Genomic DNA, 20,692 nt, shown 5'->3' on the forward strand with positions numbered 1-20,692 from the left:
CACTGATTATTACTACCGTGATCAATTTCATCGAGTTAAAGCGTAAACTTTGTATCTCCACCGAACAACAATAATTACTTAATAATATAGCATGCCTTCGAAAAAAAAGGAAGGAATAAACAGAAATATCGTTAACTTTTGTTAAAAAACTTGAAATGACTTCAGATGTACTTAAATTTTAAAGGGTTCGGCGTCGACCTAACGAATAAAAGTGGCAAGGTCTGTTTGTAATCAATGGACAGGCTGATGAGGGTGTCGGACGTGCTTAATTGCTGCCATGACATAACCGTGAATGGAAGCATGCCGGCGTGGCTCCGTCCAAACGGCTTTAAAAATATGTGTCAACGTCCGTTGAATCCGTGTTTCATCCGTTGTCACGCGTCTAAGTAGAAGGTAAAGAGAAGTTTCATACCGATCGTAAAGTAACTCGAGGGCATGACTATTTTTTAATTCGATTTGTTCGAATAGTTCTTGGTCTGTCTTCATGCTCTCCTCCTTAATGTCATGTCGTTAAATGATTGTCATTGAATTGTCATCTGTTCTGCTTAGGTTGTTTTCCCCAAGACATAATAATCAAACGTTTAAACTGTTTAACTTCAAGATATTTATAGGGCGTGTTACTTAAAAAGGAGCTGTTTAAGGATGAGTCGTGTTTTTATTAGACCTTATATAGAAGAAGATGCATTAGAATTGCTGGAACTGAACGTACGAAACCGGGGGCACTTTGAATTTTGGATGCCACTTAAGCCGAAAGAAGATCAATATTCACTTGGAGCCCACCAAGAACGGATTCGTCAAACATTACAAAAGATGCAAGATGATCGTTACTATGCGTTTGGTGTTTTCCTGAAAGAGAACAATGCATTAATCGGCGAAGTATCTGCTTCGTTCATTGAACGGTTTCCGGCTGAAACATGTATGATCGGCTATCAACTTGATCGAAATTACAATGGTCAAGGATTGATGGCTGAAGCGGTCAGTCAAGCAGTTGCACTGCTCTTTGACAAGTATGCATTTCATCGGTTACGAGCGGAAGTGATGCCTGAGAACATTGGATCGAGCCGTGTTCTCGAAAAAGTAGGCTTTCGAAGAGAGGGACTTGCTAGGAAAAGTCTATATATTAATGGAAACTGGGAAGACTTCACGATGTTCGCACTATTAAAAGAAGAATTTTTAGTGTGAGGAGAAAATGATTGTTGTCGATGTCGACGTAGTATAGTGCATGGTGCAAAAAACTAAAACGCCATTACTTTTTAGTCTTTTGTCGTCGCGATCATCCGCGGGTACAATCGAATAAGGTGAACCTTCTGTGTATGCAGTCATTCGCACATAATATGAAGAAAACTGAATTATTCATTCGACTAACACGCGTGATTGGCTGTTTTAATGGTGAATCGCTTGAATGGACGTACTTTCATTTTGAAGAACGACTATCATTCGCTAGACTGTAGACAACGTGCTATCGGGAGATACAGCGTCTTTTTTCGTTGCTTTCCTCGGACGAGGCGCGCCATTGCTCCTTGGATCCTAGCGGACGACGAGCAGGGTCTTGCCTGCCTCTGAAAGTGCGTTAAAAACGTACTTTGCCCCGTAGGAGTCAACGAAACATGACGATTTTCAGGCAATACCGTGACAGAAATCCAGTCATGCAGACAGTTTAGAGCGCAATCCGTCTCGAATCGCTTTAGACCACGAAAAGCAATCGGTCGCGACCCTTCAGCTTTGCTGTAGCGGCGCGATCAGTTGCCGCTTTGAAGACGAGGCGAGACAGGGAAGCGCGAACGGATTGCCTCTCGTTATAGCCTGTTCACGCTTCATAAGAGTTTGTCTACACGCTCATTCGCGTTGCATGATCTAACATCGATTTTCATCCGAAATTCAAAATTAAGATATTTTGACTGGTGAAAAGACTGCTTAGAGCGATTAAGACATAAAATCGAATGAAAAAACGAACGATAACTCATTTATAAGATAAAAACATTTGTTTTTAGATGACAAATTACTCTAAATCCTTTGACATGACATTCTGCATTCGATATAGTGTTCAAGTACGAACGATTATAAACGATAGTTTAAAAAATATTCGTTATTTGGAGTGTTGAAAATGGATGTAGTATTTGATTATGAAGATATTCAATTGATTCCCGCAAAGTCAATCGTTGGCAGTCGATCTGAGTGTGATACGACGGTCGAGTTTGGTGGAAGACGATTCAAACTGCCGGTCGTCCCGGCGAACATGCAAACCATCATCGATGAATCGATTGCGACGTACTTAGCCGAAAATGGTTATTTCTATATTATGCATCGCTTTGAACCAGAAAAACGGCGGACGTTCGTTGAGACGATGCAAGCGAAAAACTTAATCGCGTCGATTAGTGTCGGCGTCAAGATCGAAGAATACGTGTTCATCGAAGAACTCGCACAGGCAGGGCTCGTGCCGGAGTATATTACGATTGACATCGCGCATGGTCATTCAGACGCAGTCATTCAAATGATTCAGCACATTAAACGATTTTTACCGAACAGTTTCGTCATCGCCGGAAATGTCGGAACGCCGGAAGCTGTCCGTGAACTTGAGAATGCAGGTGCGGATGCGACGAAAGTCGGAATCGGACCCGGGAAAGTCTGCATCACGAAGATTAAAACAGGATTCGGAACAGGCGGTTGGCAACTGGCAGCACTTCGTTGGTGCGCTAAAGCTGCGAGCAAGCCGATCATCGCGGATGGAGGAATTCGGACACACGGTGATATTGCGAAATCCGTCCGTTTTGGTGCGACGATGGTCATGATCGGTTCATTGTTTGCCGGGCACGAAGAATCGCCTGGTGAGACGCATGAAGTCGATGGTGTCCGCGTCAAAGAATACTTTGGTTCGGCATCAGAGTTCCAAAAAGGTGAAAAAAAGAACGTCGAGGGGAAAAAGATGTTTGTTGAGCATAAAGGGAGCTTAGCCGATACATTGACGGAGATGGAGCAAGATTTGCAATCGTCGATCTCGTACGCCGGAGGAAATAAACTGCAAGCGATTCGGACGGTCGACTATGTCGTCGTCAAGAACTCAATCTTTAATGGGGATAAAGTATTTTAAGGCAATTAAAAGTAGAAAAAGCAGACGGTCTTGACGACGTCTGCTTTTTTTTTGCATACTTCCCATAAAAACAGGGTAATAGTTAAATGGTTATTTTTTCAGAAAATTACATTAAAAGGGGTGGCATAGCATATGAACACAGAAACGACAACGTACTTAATCGAAAAGTTTACGCGAGTCCGTGATAAGACAATTGAATTGATTGATCCACTTGAACCAGAAGATTTCGTAATCCAAGCAAGTGCTGATGTAAGTCCGGCTAAATGGCATATCGCGCATACGACATGGTTTTTCGAACGGATGATTTTACAGGAATACGATGCAGCGTATCAAGTGTTTAATCCACAGTTCAATTATCTGTTCAATTCGTATTACAACTCAATCGGTCCGTATCAACCGCGCCATCAAAGAGGTGTCTTGTCGCGGCCGACTGTAAGTGAAATCATCGCCTACCGCTCGTACGTCGATGCGGCAATCGATACGTTCTTGAGACAAGATCGCGACGCGGCGAGTCAAAAGAAAATTGAAGGTTTGATTGAGATGGGATTACAACATGAACAGCAGCACCAGGAACTTATTTTGATGGATATGAAATTTAACTTGTTCGTCAATCCCTTGTTACCGGCCTATCAAAATAAAGCGGTCGTGCCGACTGCTGAAACCAATGTCAGTCCTGCTTACAAAACATTCGATGGAGGATTGATTGAAATCGGCCATGATGGGACCGGCTTTGCGTTTGACAACGAAAGTCCTGTCCATAAAGTATGGTTGAATCCATTTGAACTGGCAACTGCGCCCGTGACGAACGGGGAATACTTAGCTTTCATCGAAGCTGGAGGTTATGAGACGTCTGAATATTGGCTTTCTGACGGGTACCAAGCCATCAAGCAACTCGGCTGGAAAGCACCGCTCTACTGGATGAAGGATGAGTCGGGGGACTGGTCTGTCTTCACATTAAGTGGTGTCGAACCACTCGCACTCGACGAACCGGTTTGTCACGTCAGCTTTTATGAGGCGGATGCTTATAGTCGCTGGAAAGGAAAACGTCTCCCGACGGAAGCGGAGTGGGAGCATGCGGCAAAAACGGTCGCAAGACAAGGGAACATGATGGGACGAGGAACGTATCATCCGGCATCGGTTGTACGGGCCGAGCACGAATTGACAGGAATGTTTGGTGACGTTTGGGAATGGACGGCCAGTGCCTATTCATCATACCCGGGCAGTCGACCGCTTGAAGGAGCACTAGGTGAATACAATGCAAAGTTCATGTCTAACCAGATGGTGTTACGGGGTGGCGCGTGTGTGACGCCGGACGATCACATCCGTGAGACGTACCGTAATTTCTTCCCGCCGGATAAACGGTGGCAATTCAGTGGGTTCCGTTTGGCAGGTGACCTGTAAGATGAGTCAGCAAGTGAAAAGCTTTGATTTATATACGACGCAGCAAAATATGTTAGAAGAAGTCATAGCTGGTTTATCGAAACCGGCTAAAACGCTTCACGCCAAGTATTTTTACGATCAAACGGGGTCGGAACTGTTCGAGCAGATTACGCAACAACCGGAATATTATCCGACGCGCACTGAACTCGAGATTTTGACGACGCACCAAACGACGATTGCAGATAAGATTGGTCCTGTCCATACATTGATTGAGTATGGGAGTGGCAGTAGTCGGAAAATCAAAAGTCTGCTCAGTTCGCTGCACGGGTTGGAAGAATATGTCCCAATCGATATCTCGAAGGACTATTTACTACAGTCGGCGGCGGAGTTGTCTAAAGATTATCCAAATCTCTCGATTAAAGCGGTTTGTGGCGACTATTCGACACCGATCACACTACCGGTCGACCGCGCACTGAAAAAAGTTATCTTCTTCCCGGGATCGACGATTGGTAACTTTGATCCGGCGGAGGCGATGGAGTTCTTGCGCCATTCATCTCATTTACTCGAAGTGGGAGACGGCTTTTTAATCGGTGTCGATACGAAAAAAAATCCGGACATTCTTCATCGGGCGTATAACGATATGGCCGGCGTCACGGAAGCGTTCAACTTAAACATCCTGACCCACATCAATCGTGTCTTAGATGGAACATTTGATCAAACAAGGTTTGAGCATGTAGCATTTTATAATGAGGCGCAAGGTCGAATCGAGATGCACATCCGCAGTCGGATTGACCAGATCGTACAAATCAACGGTCAGCCGTTTACGTTCCAGGAAGGTGAAACGATTCATACAGAAAATTCTTACAAATATAGCATCGAAGAATTTCAGCAGTTGGCAGGTAAAAGTGGCTTTCGGGCCGTCACTTACTGGACGGACGCCAATCATCACTTCAGCGTCCATTACCTTGAGAAGACGAACGGCTAACGCGATCATGACGATGGAAGAAAGGCTGGCACACCGCTAACTGACGATAAAATAGAAGGGATTGCCATCTTAAAGTTGATGGGCGATCCCTTCTATTTGCGTGTAGATAAAGTTGCATTGGATTTTCCGCTTGAAACTGTTTAACCGAAAAGACGCGGCATGCAGAACTATCAGGCGAAGTCTCAGCTGACGCGACTTCCGTCCGGAATTGGATGTTCCGGACATACGAGGACGGGCATCAGTTGATCGAGCGGACCGAGTTCAAGGATACGACCTGTGAAACCGGCGCGTACGCCCTCGACGTTCAGGATCGCGATGGCTTGTTTCCCTAAAATTTCTTCATAGTCGAACCGGGTTTCGACCCAGTCGAGTAAAAAAGAGTGATCGTGTCCATCGAAGTCGACCGTCACGTTGAGAAGGTGTGTTTCATTCTCGTCACGGATGAGAGAACGAATCGTCCCGACACGAATATCTAACGCGGTAAAGGTTTCGACGGGTACAAATGGTTTAATCGGATCCATGGGTCATCTCCTATCGTCAAACAAATTAGTTGTGATAAGTCGGAACGTAATCACTTAACGGAATCTCGATCGGTTGATTTAACGCCAGTTCTGCGAGCTCGCGTCCGAGATAAGGGCCGATCGTCAATCCGGATGCACCGAGGCCGTTCGCGATGAAAACGTTCGGGTGAGCATCGAGTGAGGCGATGACCGGTAACGAATTACTCGTGTAGGGACGTAGACCAACCCGCATTTCATGGATGTTCGTTTCTTCGAGTCGTGGTGCGACAGGGAGGGCACGCGTTAAGAGCGCATGCATCCCTTTGACGGTCGGTTGTAAGTTGTAATCAAGTTGTTTTTCATGGGTCGAACCTAAAGCAAGGCGACCATCTTCCGTCGACACGAGATAGAGTCCACGTTGCCCCATGATGACGGGCCAATGTTTCGTTTTCATTTCCTCTAAATCAAGATGAAGGATTTGTCCTTTTTCCGTCCGGATATCGAGTTCGAGCTTGAGCGGACGTAACAATTCATTGATCCAGACCCCAGCCGTCAAAATCACGTGCTTCGCGTAATGCGGTTGTCCATCGATTGAAATACCTTTCACTTGTCCTGTTTCGATGAGTAATTCAGCATCCGCATCAATAACGGTCGCCCCGTAATGGATTGCCGCCCGCTCGAGTGCGCCACGCAAGGCACGACCATCGACGCGAGCCCCGCCGGAGACGAACAACGCGTCTTCGACAGTATCGATCAATGGAAATAGAGATTTGACCTGAGAAGCGTCGAGTCGTTCGATGCGTCCGATGCCTGGGGCTTCCGGGAATCGATTTTCAGCAATCGTATTCATCTTCTCGATTTTTGATGATTCATGTAGCGCGATCGTGCCCACTTTTCGGTACCCGGTCGCGGTTTCGCCAAGCGCTTCCAGTTCTTCGATTAACGTATCGTAATAGTGAGCGCCATTATTTGCTAAGCGGTACCAGGCTTTATTGCGACGTTGTGTCATCCAGGGGCAGATGATGCCGGCTGCTGCATCGGTTGCGCGTCCGCTCTCTTTTCGGTCAATCAAAAGCACGGTCGCCCCTTGTTTTGATAGGTGATAGGCTGTCGATGCACCGAGAATACCGGCGCCGACGATGATGTGTGTGTACATGTCAATTCAACTCTTTTCTAATGACGGTCTTTCTTTAGTCTAAAGAAAAAAGGGCAAAGCGACAAATCTAAATTCAAATGTGTCATTGAAGTGTGGGGAATGATGGGAAATCGAATCTTTTTTTCGGAATATTTCGTATACTTTACATACGGACGCGTATAATTGCAAAATAGACGATTAGAAACCGTCCAATCAGGAAAGATACCCTTATAGGCATCACGTCCCGACATCAATGGCTTAGCACTTAGTCACTTTTGAAGGAGGGGAAGGCAATGAACATTAGTCAAACCATCGTACGCAAACGCTACACGGACCACACTTTGTTTTATTCCGCCATCCTGATCTGGAAGTTGCTCTTCTTCTTACCCTTATTGATGTTCATGAATAGTGGCTCCGACAATGTATTCCAACTTTATTTCGTACCGTACTTGACCGTGATCATTTTGTTCCGGGTCATGACATATTACGCGACGTATAAAGCTTCCTTCATGGAGATGACGGAGATGGGGCTGTCTGTTTTCCTCATCATCGCCGATCTTTATATCATCGCGCTCTTCCAAATTCCGCTTCCATTCGGAATGATCATCATGTTATTGTCGATTCTCCATTTTAGCGCCGCATTTAGCCGTTTTCGTTGGTTTCGGCGCCGTATGTGGTTGAACCGCCATCTTGAAATACTCAATTACTTGACGGATCATGGTGAAACGCCGATCAAGATTGCTGTCGTCTCGGAAGATGAGATGCTCGTGACAACGAAAAGTGGGAAAGAATTCACATATCGCCAAGTCTATTGGAGTGGCTTTTATTTTGAACGCGGGTGAACGATTAAGGACTGTGTTGCTAATTGGCGCAAGTCCTTTTTTTGATGATGGCTATTTAAGGTCGGTTTTGCCATACTAAAGTGAGAAAATAGCAAGGAAGGTGTTCATTGGTGATTCGTGCCCTCATTGTCACACAGGACAATCATGTTTTCGTCGATACGAATCTCGATCGCTTAACGCGGTCGGACATTAAGTGGTATTTCGTTGATTTCGACCAACCGACAGAACAGGAGAAACAGTTACTCGTCTCCTCGTTTACGTTTCATCCGCTCGCGATAGAAGATTGTTTTCAATACTTACAGCGACCGAAACTCGAATATTATGACGGCTACAGTTTTTTTGTATTGCATGCGGTTGAAGAACCTTCGTTAAAAGGGAAAGAAATCAATCTATTTGCGAGTGAACAATACGTCATTTCGTATCATGAGCAGGCGTCACGGGAAGTGGACTTCGTGTTTCGGGCATTTCAAAAATTGACAGGGCATGAAGAACATCTAACGGTCGAAGTTGTCCATAAAATCATGGATAAAATCGTCGACGGGTATTTCCCGATCGTTCATAACCTGGAAGACCGCATTTTTTCACTCGAAGGTCGATATGAACAAGCAGGCAATGACAAACAAATCATGGAAGATATCTTTGACATCCGCTCAGACTTGCTTGAACTCGCACGGACGGTCTTACCGATGCGGGATTTACTGTATCGGGTCATCGAATCGAAACGACTGGCGATTCATCCGAACAAACAAGCATTTTTCCGTGACATCTACGACCATTTGCTGAAGTTAAACGACATGATTGAATACAATCGGGCGATGACGTCGGAATTCCGGGAAAACTTCATATCTTTGAACTCCTACCGCATGAATAACATCATGAAGACGTTGACGATCTTTACGACGATTTTCATGCCGTTGACGTTCATCGCCGGCATCTACGGGATGAACTTTCAATATATGCCCGAGCTGACGGTCCGCTATGGTTACTTCATTACGCTTGGCGTGATGGCGCTCGTCGCAATCGGGATGACAGTTTATTTTATCCGAAATCACTGGTTTGAAGAGTAGGCGTGAGAAATCGTTGTTCCTTTCCCGCCGGTCATACAAAAAAACGCCGATGTTTCCGTTTTACACACGGGGACAGCGGCGTTTTCCATTGTATAGTCTTCTCATTCATGACAGATACCTGAACAAATCTTAAAGCGTCAGCCCACTGTTTTAGTGAACCGATTGCTCAAATACGTCATGCAGTTTCGCTTGGGCAGCCTTGAATGAGTCCAGTGGATGCGCATCCGTCAAAGTCGAACGTTCCGTCTCAATTTGGCTCAATAATGTCTCTGTCCATTCGGCATAGAGTGTCGCGAAGACCTCGTCGAGATGTTGCTCCGTTAGATGACGAAGGCGCGACTCTTCGCCTTCGAGATAACTAACGGCATCCGGTTTCGTCAACGCGACCAGCGCGTCTTTTAAGTGCTCCTTCTCGTTCCGTTCGAAGAAAGCCTTTGCGTTCCGGAAGTAGCTTTTGACGGAACGGTATTTCGTGTCATCTTGGAACGGACCGCTGAACGTCATCGGAGGTAGCGTTGGCGGATCGAGTGGTGATAGTTGGAACGACGGGTTCAGTTTCGCAGCATACATCGCCTCTTCGTCAAGACGCTTTGCAATGGCACGTTGGATCCAGCTATCGATCCGGAAATGGGTGACACGTAATTCTTGTTCAAAATCATACCGCAAAAATCCGAGTAATTCGATGAGTGCTTGTTGCAAAGCGACTGCTTTCGTCGCGTTCGCAAACCGGACCGGATGATAGGATTCCTTGAAAAAGTCTGGGAAGCGGTAATAGATGCGTTGATTGACGTGATGTAACAATTCATGAATCTCAGCAAATAGCTCATGGTGAACGAGTTCGACCCGACCGTTCGAGAAGTGTGCCGTGATTTCTTGTTCGAGCGCATCGAGTTCCGTCAATCGGGCATCTTTTCTGGCGATGTTCCGTTCTGTCTGATCAATCAATTGATTGAGGCGGTGGATTGTCTTGTCCGTCTCTTCCGTCAAGGATTGAAGCGCGAGCCCTTTCAAATCATGGTTCAAGAAGTGATGGAAGGCTTGTTCGAACGAATCGATGCCGGATTGTTCATCAATCCCTTGTTGTTTCTCGGCAAGGGCGTTGAGGCTCGAGACGCCGAACAGGCGTGGTGCACGGATGCCGAACCGTTTTAGTTCCGTGCCGACATAGTGTAGGACATCTTGCTGTTCCGCTGTCGAAGTTGCGAGATCAATCGCATTGACGACGAAAAACATTTTGTCGAGCTCGAATGCATCCTTAACCCGGCCGAGTTGAATCAAAAATTCACGATCGGCTCGGGCGAAGGCGTGATTGTAGTAGGTGACGAACAGAATCGCATCCGCATTTTTAATGTATTCAAATGCGACGTCCGTATGCCGGGCATTGATGGAATCGGCACCCGGTGTATCGACGAGCGTGATTCCGAGACGTGTCAACGGGCTGTCGAAATACAGGTCGATTACATCGACGAAACAACTGAGGTGTTCCTGTGCGACATACTCCTCGAATGCCGATTGATCGACTGTCTGTTCTGTACCGATGAAAGATTCGACCGTCGGATATCCTTTTAGGAACGCGCGTAAGAAAGAGGCATCGTTCAAGTCGCTTGTCGTCCGTTCGCGCAACCATGTGACGACGGCAGTGACTGACGGCATCGTTGCGTCAAACGTTTGCAGGGCTTCGTTCAAGTCGTTGAGAAGGTCAGTCTCCGATTTAAACCGGATCGTTGCGGTCCCGTGGACATGCGTCGCCGTGACCGGTTTAATCCGATTGATGGATGCCGTCGTCGGGTTCGGTGAGACCGGTAGGACACGATGACCGAGCAAAGCATTACAAAACGAAGATTTGCCGGCGCTGAAAGCACCGAATAAGGCAATCGTAAAGTCGCTTGTCGTCACGCGCGCAAGCTTTTGTTGCAAATACTTCGTAGCGTCCTCGAACCCGCGAACACCGGAGAGAATGGTCTGGATTTGCTGCATCTCTTCTAATGTATAACGGGATGGGACAGCTTGAAGCGTTTCTTCATGCGTAGTCTCCATCTCTTGTGTCACGACTGGATTGATCCCTGTAAACGTCTCAATGTCGAGCGTCGCCTGCGTAAGCTGCGTACGCCACTGTTCTAGTTGCTCACGTGCCGCTGTCATATCGTCAGTGGTCGGTTCGTTCGCTCGTTCGAGGTAGCTTATTAACACCTGTTCCGCATTCTTGAACGTTGTCATCACGTCACATTTTTGTTCGAGCGTTTCAAATTCAGCTTGAAGCGTCGCTTTCGCAGGGATGTTTTCATGCGTCAACTCCTGGCGGACCGCTTCTCGCCAATGGTTCGTTTCCTTGACGTACCAAGCACTGACCGATGCAACGACCCGATTCGTGAATTGCAAGACCGATTCCCCGGTAATCGTGATGCCGTCTTGAAGTGCTTCCTCAATGACGGCTAACGGTGGATCAAGTGGGAGTTGATCGATTCGTAACGAGTGCTCGTCAGACAGCAAATCAATTTCCGCTAGCGATTGTTTCATAAGTTTTCGAAGGTGAAGCGCAATTTCAGAAGCAGTGACAGACTGGAGAGCGCGCAGGACATCGTCAGCGATGACTTGTTGCGCCGCCTGTGTTTTTTTAGCGCTCCGGAACAATCCGACCTTGAATGCAGGTTGCCGAGATTCGAGGAACGTTTTCATCTTTTCGCGCAATTCAAACGGCATCAGCGTCGCATTGCGAAGTAAACTTTCCCGGTGTGCCGAAAAACGGCTGCTCCATTGTTCAGGAGCAAACAGGGTCAATTGATGTTTGACTTGTGCATGCCGGTCAAACACACGCTCCGCTTCTGCGCGTTCGGTCGCCGAGACCGTATCCCGCATCGCGTCAGATGCTTCTTCAATCATGTCTTCTAAATAGTTGATGTGTTCCTGGTGTAAGACCTCGAGCGTCGTTTGAGCGGATTCGATCAATTTCGGCTGGGCGTCACGAATACTTTGGTCGACCAATCGCTTGACGGCAGAAAAGTCGTTCCCCGCGAATTCCGGCTCACGCAGGCTCGTGAAGAAAATGCCTTTCGGCTGAACACCATGCTCAGTAAACGATTTTTCGACGGATCGTTTAAAGGCATCGAATGACAGCTCGGATGTTTGGTGTTTGTCGATTTGATTGACGATTAAATAGAGTTCAGGAACAGAAGCGAGCAAGTCTTTTGTGACGCTGAAGTTCAGTTCAGATTGGACATGGTTATAGTCCATGACATAAAAGATTAAGTCGGCGACATGTAACGCCGATTCAGTCGAAATCCGGTGGGCGTCATCAACGGAGTCGACGCCTGGCGTATCCATCAGGACGAGACCAGGTGGTAAAGTGGATGTCGCATGGGTGATGTCGATTTGTTGGACGGTGCCGTCACGGCCGAAATGGCGTAAGTGTTGCAAATCATCTTCCGAGGCTAGACGGACTGCTTTTCGATCATGGAAGGAAACAATCGCTTCGTCGGTCTCGCCTTGACGAAGCGTGACGATATTTGCACTCGTCGGAATGGGACTCGTCGGGAGAATGGATTCGCCCGTCAAGGCATTGATCATACTGGATTTACCGGCAGAAAAATGACCGGCGAAGGCAATCGTATAGTCGCGTCGTAATAACTTCTTTGAAAATGTATCTAATTTATCGAGTCGGAGCTGATCGCGTGAAGGTTGAATCAGTGTCGCGAGAAGCGCCGTCGCTTCCAGGTGGTTCGTCAATCGTTCTTCAAATGAGCGCATGCAAATTGTAACCCCTTTCTTACAGTCAATTGTAAGTGTATCATGTTTATTTTGCTTTCGTCATCTTACGGTTGCACACGAAAAAAGAGGCGCTCACGAATCGTGAGAAGCCTCTAAAAACAGTGCTGATTCAGTTCGGTTCCGGAACGATCATGTCTGATTCGTCGGGCTGTTCTTCTGTCGTCTGCATCAAGCGTAGCAGGTGCAGTTTAAAGAGATACATGACGATGAGATGGACATTCGCCTGGGTCGTTTTATAGAGCAACCATGGTAATGCGGGAACATATTCATGAATCGCGATGATACACTCTTGCGAACCCGGGATTTGCCGGAACTCGATGCGTCCATTGCTATCTTCTTTAACTTGAGCAAACAAGCCGCCCGTAATTCGGTACGTTGCCTGTTGATCGTCTTCGAATGGTTCTTTCGTCAGTTCAAGCAACGGGGCGTCAAGCAACGGAACATGAATCCGAACGACTGTTTCTTCCGCTGTCTTCGATGTAAGAAAAGGTTTCGCGAACGTCGATAACCAATCGACATAATTGTCGGCAGCCCAGTTCGCGTTCCGGTCGTCTGGAAGACGGACACGTTGGACGGACCGGACATCAAGCGTTTGTGATTTCTGGTGCGATGAAGAGCTTCCTGATTTTTTTGATTTCGACTCTTCTTCTTCTTCTTCTTCCATCGCCATCCGTACGGATTGCTCGAATGAAATTTTTCCGTCACTGATGCCCTCGACCATCTTGTCGGGATCCGCCACCATCTCATGGACCATACTTTCGACGAGCGGATAAACGGTTTCTTTCGGTTCTCCAGAGATGAGTGTCACCCAAAGCCGCGACAATTTGACGGTCATCAACGGTAAGTCGAAGGTCGGTTGTTTTTTGTCCATTACTTCCGCCGTCTTCAAAATCATTTCCTTGTACGTCATCGCTTCCGGACCGCCGATATCGATGGCACGATCCTTGAGGTCCTCGCGGTCGACGCTAGATCCGAGCGCATGAATGACGTCCGGTAGCGCGACGGGATGTGTTTTGTTACGCGTCCAGCGCGGGAGAAGCATGACGGGAAGTCGTTTGACGAGTTTTGACAGAATCGGGAACGAAGACCCTTTCGGACCGACGATGAGCGCAGCGCGGATCGTCGTGACCGGTGTACCGTATGCACCGAGGACGCGCTCGACCTCAAGGCGACTTTTAAGATGACGTGATAAATTTTCCGTCTCGTCCGGAATGATGCCACTTAAGTAAACAATCTGCTGGATGCCGTTTGCTTTTGCAGCGCGTGCGTAATTGTCGGCTAAAATCAAGTCCATGTCTTCAAATGAGCCTTGCGTCAACTTTGCTGACGGCATCATCGAGTGGACGAGGTAGATTGCGATGTCTGCTCCTTTTAATCCGGCTGTCGTATCCGCTAACGAAAAAAGGTCACACGAACGCCATTCGACATTCGCTTCATCTTCCTTATCGTCACCATTGCGTGACAAGGCAATGACGTCGTACTTTTTCTTCAACTCATTTAGTAGGTTATGTCCGATATAGCCTGTCGCACCGGCAAGTGCCAGGCGTTTACGTGGTTGCGTCATGTCAATTCCTCCTCATTAACTGCTTACTACAAAGATTTACCCAAACGACCTGCGATTTAATCAAACGAATGTTATAGTTAAAAACAAATGCTTCATCTTTTTAAAACAGGGAAAACAAATAAAGAAGATTTGCGCACTGTTTTGGAGGGATGGACAGTATCATTTTTTAGGGGAGGGAGACGGATATGAATGCTGTCTGTTTTTTGGACGAACGTCATCATACACGTTACCAAATGATATTGAAGCGATTGAATGCACGAAACCGTAAAAAGTATTCTTTTCAATCAATCTTATTTTTAGCGACGGGTAATCTAGCACTTATGCAATTGTTCAGTGACTATTTTTTTCCGGAGACGGGTGAATTTTTTTACCAAGAATTATTAGCGGAACCTGTCGAAGATTTAACCGTCGATGTCGAACGTCAATTACTCGTTCAGTTGTATAACGGCAGGACGACGTTGACGATCATGGAGATCATCGATCAGTTAGAAGAAACGGAGTTAGAGCTCGTCCTCGGAGCCATCCAAATCCGGTCATTCGGAAATCAAAACATGCAAGTACACTAAAGAAGGTAGCCGTTGTCAGATGGACTTCGGTTATCTTTTTTTGTCATTTCAAGGACCGTTAACTTACATTTGTGAACTGAAGTTATTAATGTAAAACAGCATCTAAATAAAAGCTAAGCTTATGCCTTAAGATTTGGTTGTCTAGCGGTAGGACTGGAAATAAGATGTAAGTAACAGGGAAGGTGTGGCGACTGCTGACAGGTCGCGCGTCGAATGATGAGGAAGGGGAGTGAACATATGCAACTCAAAGAATCGATTTATTTCCATTCACCGATTTTCATTCAGAATATCCTAACGACGCTTTACGGACGGGTCTTGTACCAGGAACGTTACGGGTCCGCCTACCGTAATCGGTTAGAAGAATTGAAGCGGAAAGAACGGCAATCGATTGATCCCGAGCAGGAGCAATTATCCCGCCTGAATCAGTTTTTACTGTTTTGTCAGGCCTATAGCCCGTACTACAAAGAGTTGTTCGATAAGAAGCGGATTGAGCTTCCGCTTGCGCAGTTGTCAGAGTTAAAACAAATTCCCTTGCTCGATAAGGAGACGCTACGGACAAGGAATGCCGACGTCCATGCGCGGATTCATGCGCCGATTCTTGGAAAGACGGGCGGGACGACCGGGAAATCGATCCAAGTCCATTATACGAGAGAGGACATGCAAATCCGCATGGCGCACCTCGACTATTTCAAATGGACGCATGGAATTGAACAGGGAATGCGCCGGGCGAGTTTTACGGGACAGACATTAGCGGCAGAACAACAAAAGTCACCCGTCTATTGGCGGATGAATAAGGCGATCAATCAAATGCTTTTTTCAATTAAGAATATTAACCCGTTGACAATTCCCGCTTACATCGAACAATTGAACCGATTTAATCCAGTGTCGATTGATGGTTTACCGTCGGGAATGATTGAAGTTGCACGATACGCCAAAAAACATGCTGTCGACTGTACATTCCGTCCGAAGGCGATTTTTCCGACGGCTGAAATGTTGACACGGGACGAACGTGCTTTAATCGAGGAAGTATTTCATGCACCGATCTTTGATCAGTACGCCTCGTCGGAAGGGGCACCGATTGTCGCCGAATGCCGCTACGGTAAAAAACATCTCCATTATGAGATGGGTATCATCGAAGTCGAAGCAGACGGTCAAATTCTCGTGACGAGTTTTGATACACATGGTACGCCCCTTGTCCGTTACCGGATTGGTGACCGGATGACGCTTAGTCACGAGACGTGTCCATGTGGGCATGGTGGTCCGATCATCGCATCGATTGACGGACGCGGACGAAGTTATATCCAGTTGAAAAATGGGCATCGAATCTTTGAAGGGGAACTCGCTGGAATCGTGCGGCGGTTCCCGAATTGTATCGAACGAGTCCAGTACATCCAAGAAGAAGCGGATGAAGTTGTGATGTTGTACGTACCGGACGAACGTTGGTTTAAACAAGAGCATGAAAAGGAGTTATACTTCGTGTTAGAGCGTTTGTTCGGTGGACAAATGGATGTCCTCTTAAAAGCGGTCCCGGAAATTCCGAAAGAAATCAGTGGGAAGACGTTGTTGATTAAACAATTGATTCCAGAGAACGAACGAGCCAATTGATTGGACTAGCGGAAATCAGAGCTAGTCTTTTTTGTGACGAATTGTAATATTAAGTGCAACACCTAGGAGAAAACAAAAAAAGCTCATGACGACCTCGTGTAAAATCTAATGGTCGAATAGTGACTGTAGGGAGTATGGGGTACGATGTGGGGATTAAAACTATCAAATTTGATGACATGAATTGGGATAAGGGTTATCAAGGAAATAATGTGTATAGTCAAAGTAAACTGGCGCAAATTATGAGTATCTATGAATTGCAAGACCGCCTGAAAAAAGCAGGTAAAACCAATGTTAAGGCATATGCCTGTCATCCCGGTTCGTCTTCTACGTCATTAATAACAACAAGCGGCAGCTTAGGTTTGAGAATCGTATTCGTATTTGGTTTAATGAAATTGTCACCTATGGTTCAATCAGCAGAAAAAGGTGCATACCCTGAACTCATGTGTTCAACAGAGGGCAATCTAGATGAGAGTGGATTTTATGGTCCTACAGGAAGAGCCAACTGGGTAGGTCCTGTTGGCAACTGTGGTATTAAAGCTCACACCTTAGATAAGAAAGTATCAAAAAGACTATGGGAAGTCTCGGAAAAGGAAACGGGAGTTAGTTGGAATTTATAATTCAAAAAATTACTTTACTAGAGTATGGATCAATACTAGAAAAATTTATATTCAGCAGGTTTTTTAGAAGAAGTTCAAGCGAGAGCTTCCAGACTGTAGAAAGGAGCAATGTAATTGATTATAAAATATCAATTAACGTTCGAGGATTTAATGTCTTTACAGAAAGACCTGATTGAAAACACAAAGTATCATAAAAAAAGACGCAAATTTTTGTTGATCTATACGGAGATTTTAGCATTCTTCTACGGGTTTACATCGATCTTGTATTTCTTACCTAGAACGATCCCCTTTGCAATTTTCTGCTCCATTGCTGTAGCAGTAGGGATTTTGTTCGCTATTCTACTGAGGCCTCTTTTGAAAAAAATGTATCTGCCAATCGCTATGAGACAAGGCAGGTACTTCTTGAAAAAAAATAGTAGTTGGCCGAGAAATGTGACGTTGAATCTTCATGAAGCGGGTATTGATTGGAATTCTGACGATGGGAAATTGAATCGAACACTTAAACTTGCTTGGGAATCGATTGAAAAAGTAAATGAAGATGAAAATCATATCTATCTGTATTATCAAAAATCTGAAGCATTAATTATCCCAAAGAACATACGTGTATTAAGTTTGACAGAGCAAAATGAGTTCAAACAGCTCATACGAAATCACTTAAATATTTCTCTATAAGTAAGAGATAGATTTGTTCCAAACCAGATATTTTAAAGCAAGCCGCGCTGATCATGGGACGAAAGTAAGTGTGATCAAGAATAATCGACATAAATACTCGGTATCAGCAATGTGCAGCGTCCTCCAATTACCCAGAAGTACGTTTTATTATGAAGCGAGACAGCGACCATCGGTCGACGATGTGACGGAAGCCATCCGTGAAATTTTCCGACGCAGCCGAGAGAACTACGGCACGCGTAAAATCAAGATCGAACTCCAAAAACAAGGGAAATGCGTCTCTCGTCGCCGAATCGGACGCATCATGAAAGAACAAGGGCTCGTCTCTACGTACACGCTCGCGCAATTCAAGCCTAAAAAAGAAGCGTGCAACGAGTCGACGGAAGCCAATGAATTGAATCGCGCGTTCAAGCAAGGAGAAGAGCTATCCGTTGTCGTCAGTGACCTGACATACATCAAGGTCCGTCAAAAATGGCATTATGTATGTGTATTTGTTGATCTCTTTAACCGAGAAATCATCGGGCATAGTGTGGGCGAGCGAAAGGATGCGCAACTGGTCCATCGTGCTTTCGCTTCCATTCCTCATGATTTGAGTCGCATCCGGATGTTTCACACGGATCGAGGACGAGAGTTCAACAACCGTCTGATTGAGGATGCCCTTCATACGTTCGGAATCCGTCGCTCGTTGAGCGAAAAGGGTTGTCCGTACGATAACGCAGTCGCGGAAGCCACGTTTAAAATCATCAAGACAGAGTTTGTTAAAAAACGAGTGTTCTCGAGTTTGACGGAGCTGGAACGCGAGTTCCAGGATTACGTGAATTGGTTCAATCACCTTCGCATACACGGTACATTGGATTATCAAAGCCCCGTTCACTACAAGCAATCACTCCTTAAGAATATTGTCTAGTTTAGTGTTGACAATCCAATGGACCACCTTCTAGGAATTGATTCTGTCCTCCGTTCAAAATAAAAATCTCTGGTTTACACGTATCGATATTTTTTTCACTTCCGAATACCAAACGGTATCACCTACTACATATAAAGTTTTTTCTTTTGGATGCTGAAAGATAACGCCCATGACATTTCCCATTTTCTTTACCATCTCTCCGTAGCCATGACGACCATCTACTTCCGTCAGTTTGACGCCTTTAAAGATCGTCGCTTGGCCTTCTTTCAAGACTTCGATATTTGTAAAGCCTGCTTTTCGTGCCATATCTGTATCTTTTTTATCTTGTATTATCATTTTGATGTCTTTTGGAAGTTGTTCTTTTTGCTGCTTGATCAAAGTAAACCTCATGCGTGTGGGTAATGATGACAGCGTCTACGTCATCCATAATCTTGTCGATAGAAAATGGAAGGTCGACTACTGGATTTCGATCATCCCTTGTAGCGGGACCGAACGAATCAAATTCGTTCTTTTTAGAAAACATGAGATCTACTAAGAATTTTTGTCCTTTGTATTCCACTGTCACGATCGCATTTCGAATTTGTTGGACCACCACGTCCTGTTTTTTCGGTTGTAATGGATTATTGTGAAGGTCCGCAAGCGGCTAATACACCGCTCAATGTGAGTGTGGTTAGAATTGCAGCTTTTTTTAATTTCGTCATTGTTAAAGCACTCCTTTGTTAATAGCTGATTTTTTATTGAGTAGGTAATATCTATCCTATGAGTCGTTTGATCCCCCTTTTTGTTTTTGAATAGAAAAAAGCTTGATCCTGTGTACTCGTTATGAAATTTAGTAAATGGTCAGTATACAAGTATGCACTTTTTTTGCATATACTAGTCAGAAAGAATAGTGTTACTATGAAAACTTCAAAAGGGAATGTAGCTGATAATCAGGAAACGTTTTTTGGTTATACGCTTTCTCTTATCAATGGAAAATGGAAATTGAGGTGCAGTTATGGAAATGAAGCAGGTAGTGAATGGTTTATCTGAAATAATGGCGGAACATTGGAATACATTGAAGGAAGCCTTGTACAGTGGAGAAACAGAAGGGCTTTCATTAGAAGAAATAATTGAAAAATATACTTTTTTCAAAGTTTTTGATGATGTAGTTAATTCTATGGCATCACAATTCGAAATTTCAGTTAAGGATTTAGGAAAGATTTATAGGGGCGTTGGGGTAAATGAGAAGATTGAATTAGATTTCTATCAAAGAATGATTCCTCATCTTGATCATGTGAGAAATCATAATAGAATGAACCCTCCAGGTAAAGCATTTATATATTTAGGGGTAATTCCTGTTAGGAAGGGAAGATCTGAGGAAGCGGAAAAAAAGTTTATTTTAAGAACGATAGAAGCAGAACTGAGAGTTGAAAAAGGTGACTTTTATACAAGTGCGCGATTTGAATCCAACAGTGACAACAATATTTTCAATCTGGTAGGAGATTCAAGTCTGCCGATGGATATATATGACTTTGCTAGAATTTTAAAGAAAAAATCAACTGAGGAAAGAAGTCGAATTACTGCATTATTTTACTTTAACTTATTTAATAATGATCAGATATTTAAGCCTGTTCATAGTACAGAGCATGATGTAAGAGCAAGGGAGTACGCCCCTTTCCAACTTTTAGCTAAATACTTTATGAGCAAAGGGTATGCAGGAATAAAATATAGAAGTACTGTACATAGAGAAGGAACGAATGTAGTAATATTCAATCCGAAAAACGTTAAATTAGTAGAATCTTCAATGGAGAAAATTGTTCGTTAAATATGAATAATTTAATTGGAAAGAAGCTTACATATAAAAGACGCCACTCTTCTTCATATTTTCAATGATCTTAAATATTTTCTGCTAAGGCATTAAATCTATATTAGTTAACATATGAGGCATTATTGGTAGCTGTATAAATAGAAGGGGAGAGAAGTTGCATTTTGACTAGCATCTACTCTCCCTTTCTGTCTGCAA

General features: G+C 44.9%; 17 protein-coding genes and 1 pseudogene. 12 read left to right on the forward strand and 6 right to left on the reverse strand.

Annotated elements, in window-relative coordinates:
- Window positions 1-231 precede the first annotated feature (231 nt).
- Complete coding sequence (locus KNQ02_RS04805; protein WP_088837231.1) at window positions 232-486, reverse strand: RNA polymerase sigma factor; 255 nt, start codon at window positions 484-486, stop codon at window positions 232-234.
- Between the two features lie 156 nt (window positions 487-642).
- Between KNQ02_RS04805 and KNQ02_RS04810 the strand changes: the two genes are divergently transcribed.
- The 4 genes from KNQ02_RS04810 to egtD all read left to right on the forward strand — a co-directional run bounded on the left by KNQ02_RS04810 (window position 643) and on the right by egtD (window position 5,453).
- On the forward strand, window positions 643-1,182 hold the full coding sequence (locus KNQ02_RS04810; protein WP_214765056.1) for a GNAT family N-acetyltransferase: 540 nt from the start codon (window positions 643-645) through the stop codon (window positions 1,180-1,182).
- A 922-nt stretch (window positions 1,183-2,104) separates the two neighbouring features.
- Window positions 2,105-3,088: a GMP reductase gene (gene guaC / locus KNQ02_RS04815; RefSeq protein WP_088837229.1), complete on the forward strand. Its 984-nt coding sequence runs from the start codon at window positions 2,105-2,107 to the stop codon at window positions 3,086-3,088.
- A 132-nt stretch (window positions 3,089-3,220) separates the two neighbouring features.
- Window positions 3,221-4,489, forward strand: coding sequence for an ergothioneine biosynthesis protein EgtB (gene egtB, locus KNQ02_RS04820; protein ID WP_088837228.1), 1,269 nt, complete (start codon window positions 3,221-3,223; stop codon window positions 4,487-4,489).
- Window position 4,490: 1 nt separating this feature from the next.
- Window positions 4,491-5,453 carry an L-histidine N(alpha)-methyltransferase gene (gene egtD, locus KNQ02_RS04825; RefSeq protein WP_088837227.1) on the forward strand — a complete coding sequence of 321 codons (963 nt, stop codon included), beginning with the start codon at window positions 4,491-4,493 and terminating at the stop codon, window positions 5,451-5,453.
- A 182-nt stretch (window positions 5,454-5,635) separates the two neighbouring features.
- Here the strand turns inward: egtD and KNQ02_RS04830 are convergent, their stop codons facing one another.
- Window positions 5,636-5,974 (reverse strand): hypothetical protein, encoded by a 339-nt coding sequence (locus KNQ02_RS04830; protein WP_088837226.1) that lies wholly within the window; start codon window positions 5,972-5,974, stop codon window positions 5,636-5,638.
- Window positions 5,975-5,999: 25 nt separating this feature from the next.
- A complete protein-coding gene (locus KNQ02_RS04835; protein WP_214765050.1) occupies window positions 6,000-7,109 on the reverse strand; it encodes an NAD(P)/FAD-dependent oxidoreductase in 1,110 nt (369 codons plus the stop codon).
- Between the two features lie 272 nt (window positions 7,110-7,381).
- On the opposite strand from KNQ02_RS04835, the gene KNQ02_RS04840 reads away from it, so the two are divergent.
- Both KNQ02_RS04840 and corA read left to right on the forward strand, forming a co-directional pair.
- Window positions 7,382-7,930, forward strand: coding sequence for a hypothetical protein (locus KNQ02_RS04840; protein WP_214804487.1), 549 nt, complete (start codon window positions 7,382-7,384; stop codon window positions 7,928-7,930).
- Between the two features lie 110 nt (window positions 7,931-8,040).
- On the forward strand, window positions 8,041-8,997 hold the full coding sequence (gene corA, locus KNQ02_RS04845; protein WP_214771179.1) for a magnesium/cobalt transporter CorA: 957 nt from the start codon (window positions 8,041-8,043) through the stop codon (window positions 8,995-8,997).
- A 150-nt stretch (window positions 8,998-9,147) separates the two neighbouring features.
- Here corA and KNQ02_RS04850 read toward each other — a convergent pair whose 3' ends face one another.
- Together KNQ02_RS04850 and KNQ02_RS04855 are read right to left on the reverse strand one after the other, a co-directional pair.
- Window positions 9,148-12,741, reverse strand: a complete 3,594-nt coding sequence (locus KNQ02_RS04850) for a dynamin family protein (protein ID WP_214807385.1) — start codon at window positions 12,739-12,741, stop codon at window positions 9,148-9,150.
- A gap of 130 nt (window positions 12,742-12,871) precedes the next feature.
- A complete protein-coding gene (locus KNQ02_RS04855) occupies window positions 12,872-14,326 on the reverse strand; it encodes an NAD(P)H-binding protein (RefSeq protein ID WP_214807386.1) in 1,455 nt (484 codons plus the stop codon).
- Window positions 14,327-14,511: 185 nt separating this feature from the next.
- On the opposite strand from KNQ02_RS04855, the gene KNQ02_RS04860 reads away from it, so the two are divergent.
- The 5 genes and pseudogenes from KNQ02_RS04860 to KNQ02_RS04880 all read left to right on the forward strand — a co-directional run.
- Window positions 14,512-14,892, forward strand: a complete 381-nt coding sequence (locus tag KNQ02_RS04860; protein WP_088837221.1) for a hypothetical protein — start codon at window positions 14,512-14,514, stop codon at window positions 14,890-14,892.
- Between the two features lie 237 nt (window positions 14,893-15,129).
- Window positions 15,130-16,497 (forward strand): phenylacetate--CoA ligase family protein, encoded by a 1,368-nt coding sequence (locus KNQ02_RS04865; protein WP_214807387.1) that lies wholly within the window; start codon window positions 15,130-15,132, stop codon window positions 16,495-16,497.
- 146 nt (window positions 16,498-16,643) lie between these two features.
- Entirely contained in the window at window positions 16,644-17,114 is a 471-nt protein-coding gene (locus KNQ02_RS04870) for an SDR family NAD(P)-dependent oxidoreductase (RefSeq protein WP_214765038.1), read from the forward strand.
- 114 nt (window positions 17,115-17,228) lie between these two features.
- Window positions 17,229-17,786, forward strand: a complete 558-nt coding sequence (locus tag KNQ02_RS04875) for a YcxB family protein (RefSeq protein WP_214807388.1) — start codon at window positions 17,229-17,231, stop codon at window positions 17,784-17,786.
- 34 nt (window positions 17,787-17,820) lie between these two features.
- A pseudogene (locus KNQ02_RS04880) lies at window positions 17,821-18,690 on the forward strand (IS3 family transposase); the annotation flags it as partial.
- 54 nt (window positions 18,691-18,744) lie between these two features.
- Here KNQ02_RS04880 and KNQ02_RS04885 read toward each other — a convergent pair.
- Window positions 18,745-19,068, reverse strand: coding sequence for an MBL fold metallo-hydrolase (locus KNQ02_RS04885; protein ID WP_214807392.1), 324 nt, complete (start codon window positions 19,066-19,068; stop codon window positions 18,745-18,747).
- Window positions 19,069-19,684: 616 nt separating this feature from the next.
- Here KNQ02_RS04885 and KNQ02_RS04890 point away from each other — a divergent pair.
- Window positions 19,685-20,494 (forward strand): RES family NAD+ phosphorylase, encoded by an 810-nt coding sequence (locus KNQ02_RS04890; RefSeq protein WP_214807393.1) that lies wholly within the window; start codon window positions 19,685-19,687, stop codon window positions 20,492-20,494.
- The last annotated feature ends 198 nt before the right edge of the window (window positions 20,495-20,692 follow it).

Source organism: Exiguobacterium sp. s102 (assembly GCF_018618635.1).
Classification (GTDB): domain Bacteria; phylum Bacillota; class Bacilli; order Exiguobacteriales; family Exiguobacteriaceae; genus Exiguobacterium_A; species Exiguobacterium_A oxidotolerans.

Bases quoted from the DNA above. Each gene is read 5' to 3' on its own strand.
- KNQ02_RS04805 (WP_088837231.1), bottom strand. From the start codon at position 486: ATGAAGACAGACCAAGAACTATTCGAACAAATCGAATTAAAAAATAGT.
- KNQ02_RS04810 (WP_214765056.1), top strand. From the start codon at position 643: ATGAGTCGTGTTTTTATTAGACCTTATATAGAAGAAGATGCATTAGAA.
- guaC (WP_088837229.1), top strand. From the start codon at position 2,105: ATGGATGTAGTATTTGATTATGAAGATATTCAATTGATTCCCGCAAAG.
- egtB (WP_088837228.1), top strand. From the start codon at position 3,221: ATGAACACAGAAACGACAACGTACTTAATCGAAAAGTTTACGCGAGTC.
- egtD (WP_088837227.1), top strand. From the start codon at position 4,491: ATGAGTCAGCAAGTGAAAAGCTTTGATTTATATACGACGCAGCAAAAT.
- KNQ02_RS04830 (WP_088837226.1), bottom strand. From the start codon at position 5,974: ATGGATCCGATTAAACCATTTGTACCCGTCGAAACCTTTACCGCGTTA.
- KNQ02_RS04835 (WP_214765050.1), bottom strand. From the start codon at position 7,109: ATGTACACACACATCATCGTCGGCGCCGGTATTCTCGGTGCATCGACA.
- KNQ02_RS04840 (WP_214804487.1), top strand. From the start codon at position 7,382: ATGAACATTAGTCAAACCATCGTACGCAAACGCTACACGGACCACACT.
- KNQ02_RS04850 (WP_214807385.1), bottom strand. From the start codon at position 12,741: ATGCGCTCATTTGAAGAACGATTGACGAACCACCTGGAAGCGACGGCG.
- KNQ02_RS04855 (WP_214807386.1), bottom strand. From the start codon at position 14,326: ATGACGCAACCACGTAAACGCCTGGCACTTGCCGGTGCGACAGGCTAT.
- KNQ02_RS04860 (WP_088837221.1), top strand. From the start codon at position 14,512: ATGAATGCTGTCTGTTTTTTGGACGAACGTCATCATACACGTTACCAA.
- KNQ02_RS04865 (WP_214807387.1), top strand. From the start codon at position 15,130: ATGCAACTCAAAGAATCGATTTATTTCCATTCACCGATTTTCATTCAG.
- KNQ02_RS04890 (WP_214807393.1), top strand. From the start codon at position 19,685: ATGGAAATGAAGCAGGTAGTGAATGGTTTATCTGAAATAATGGCGGAA.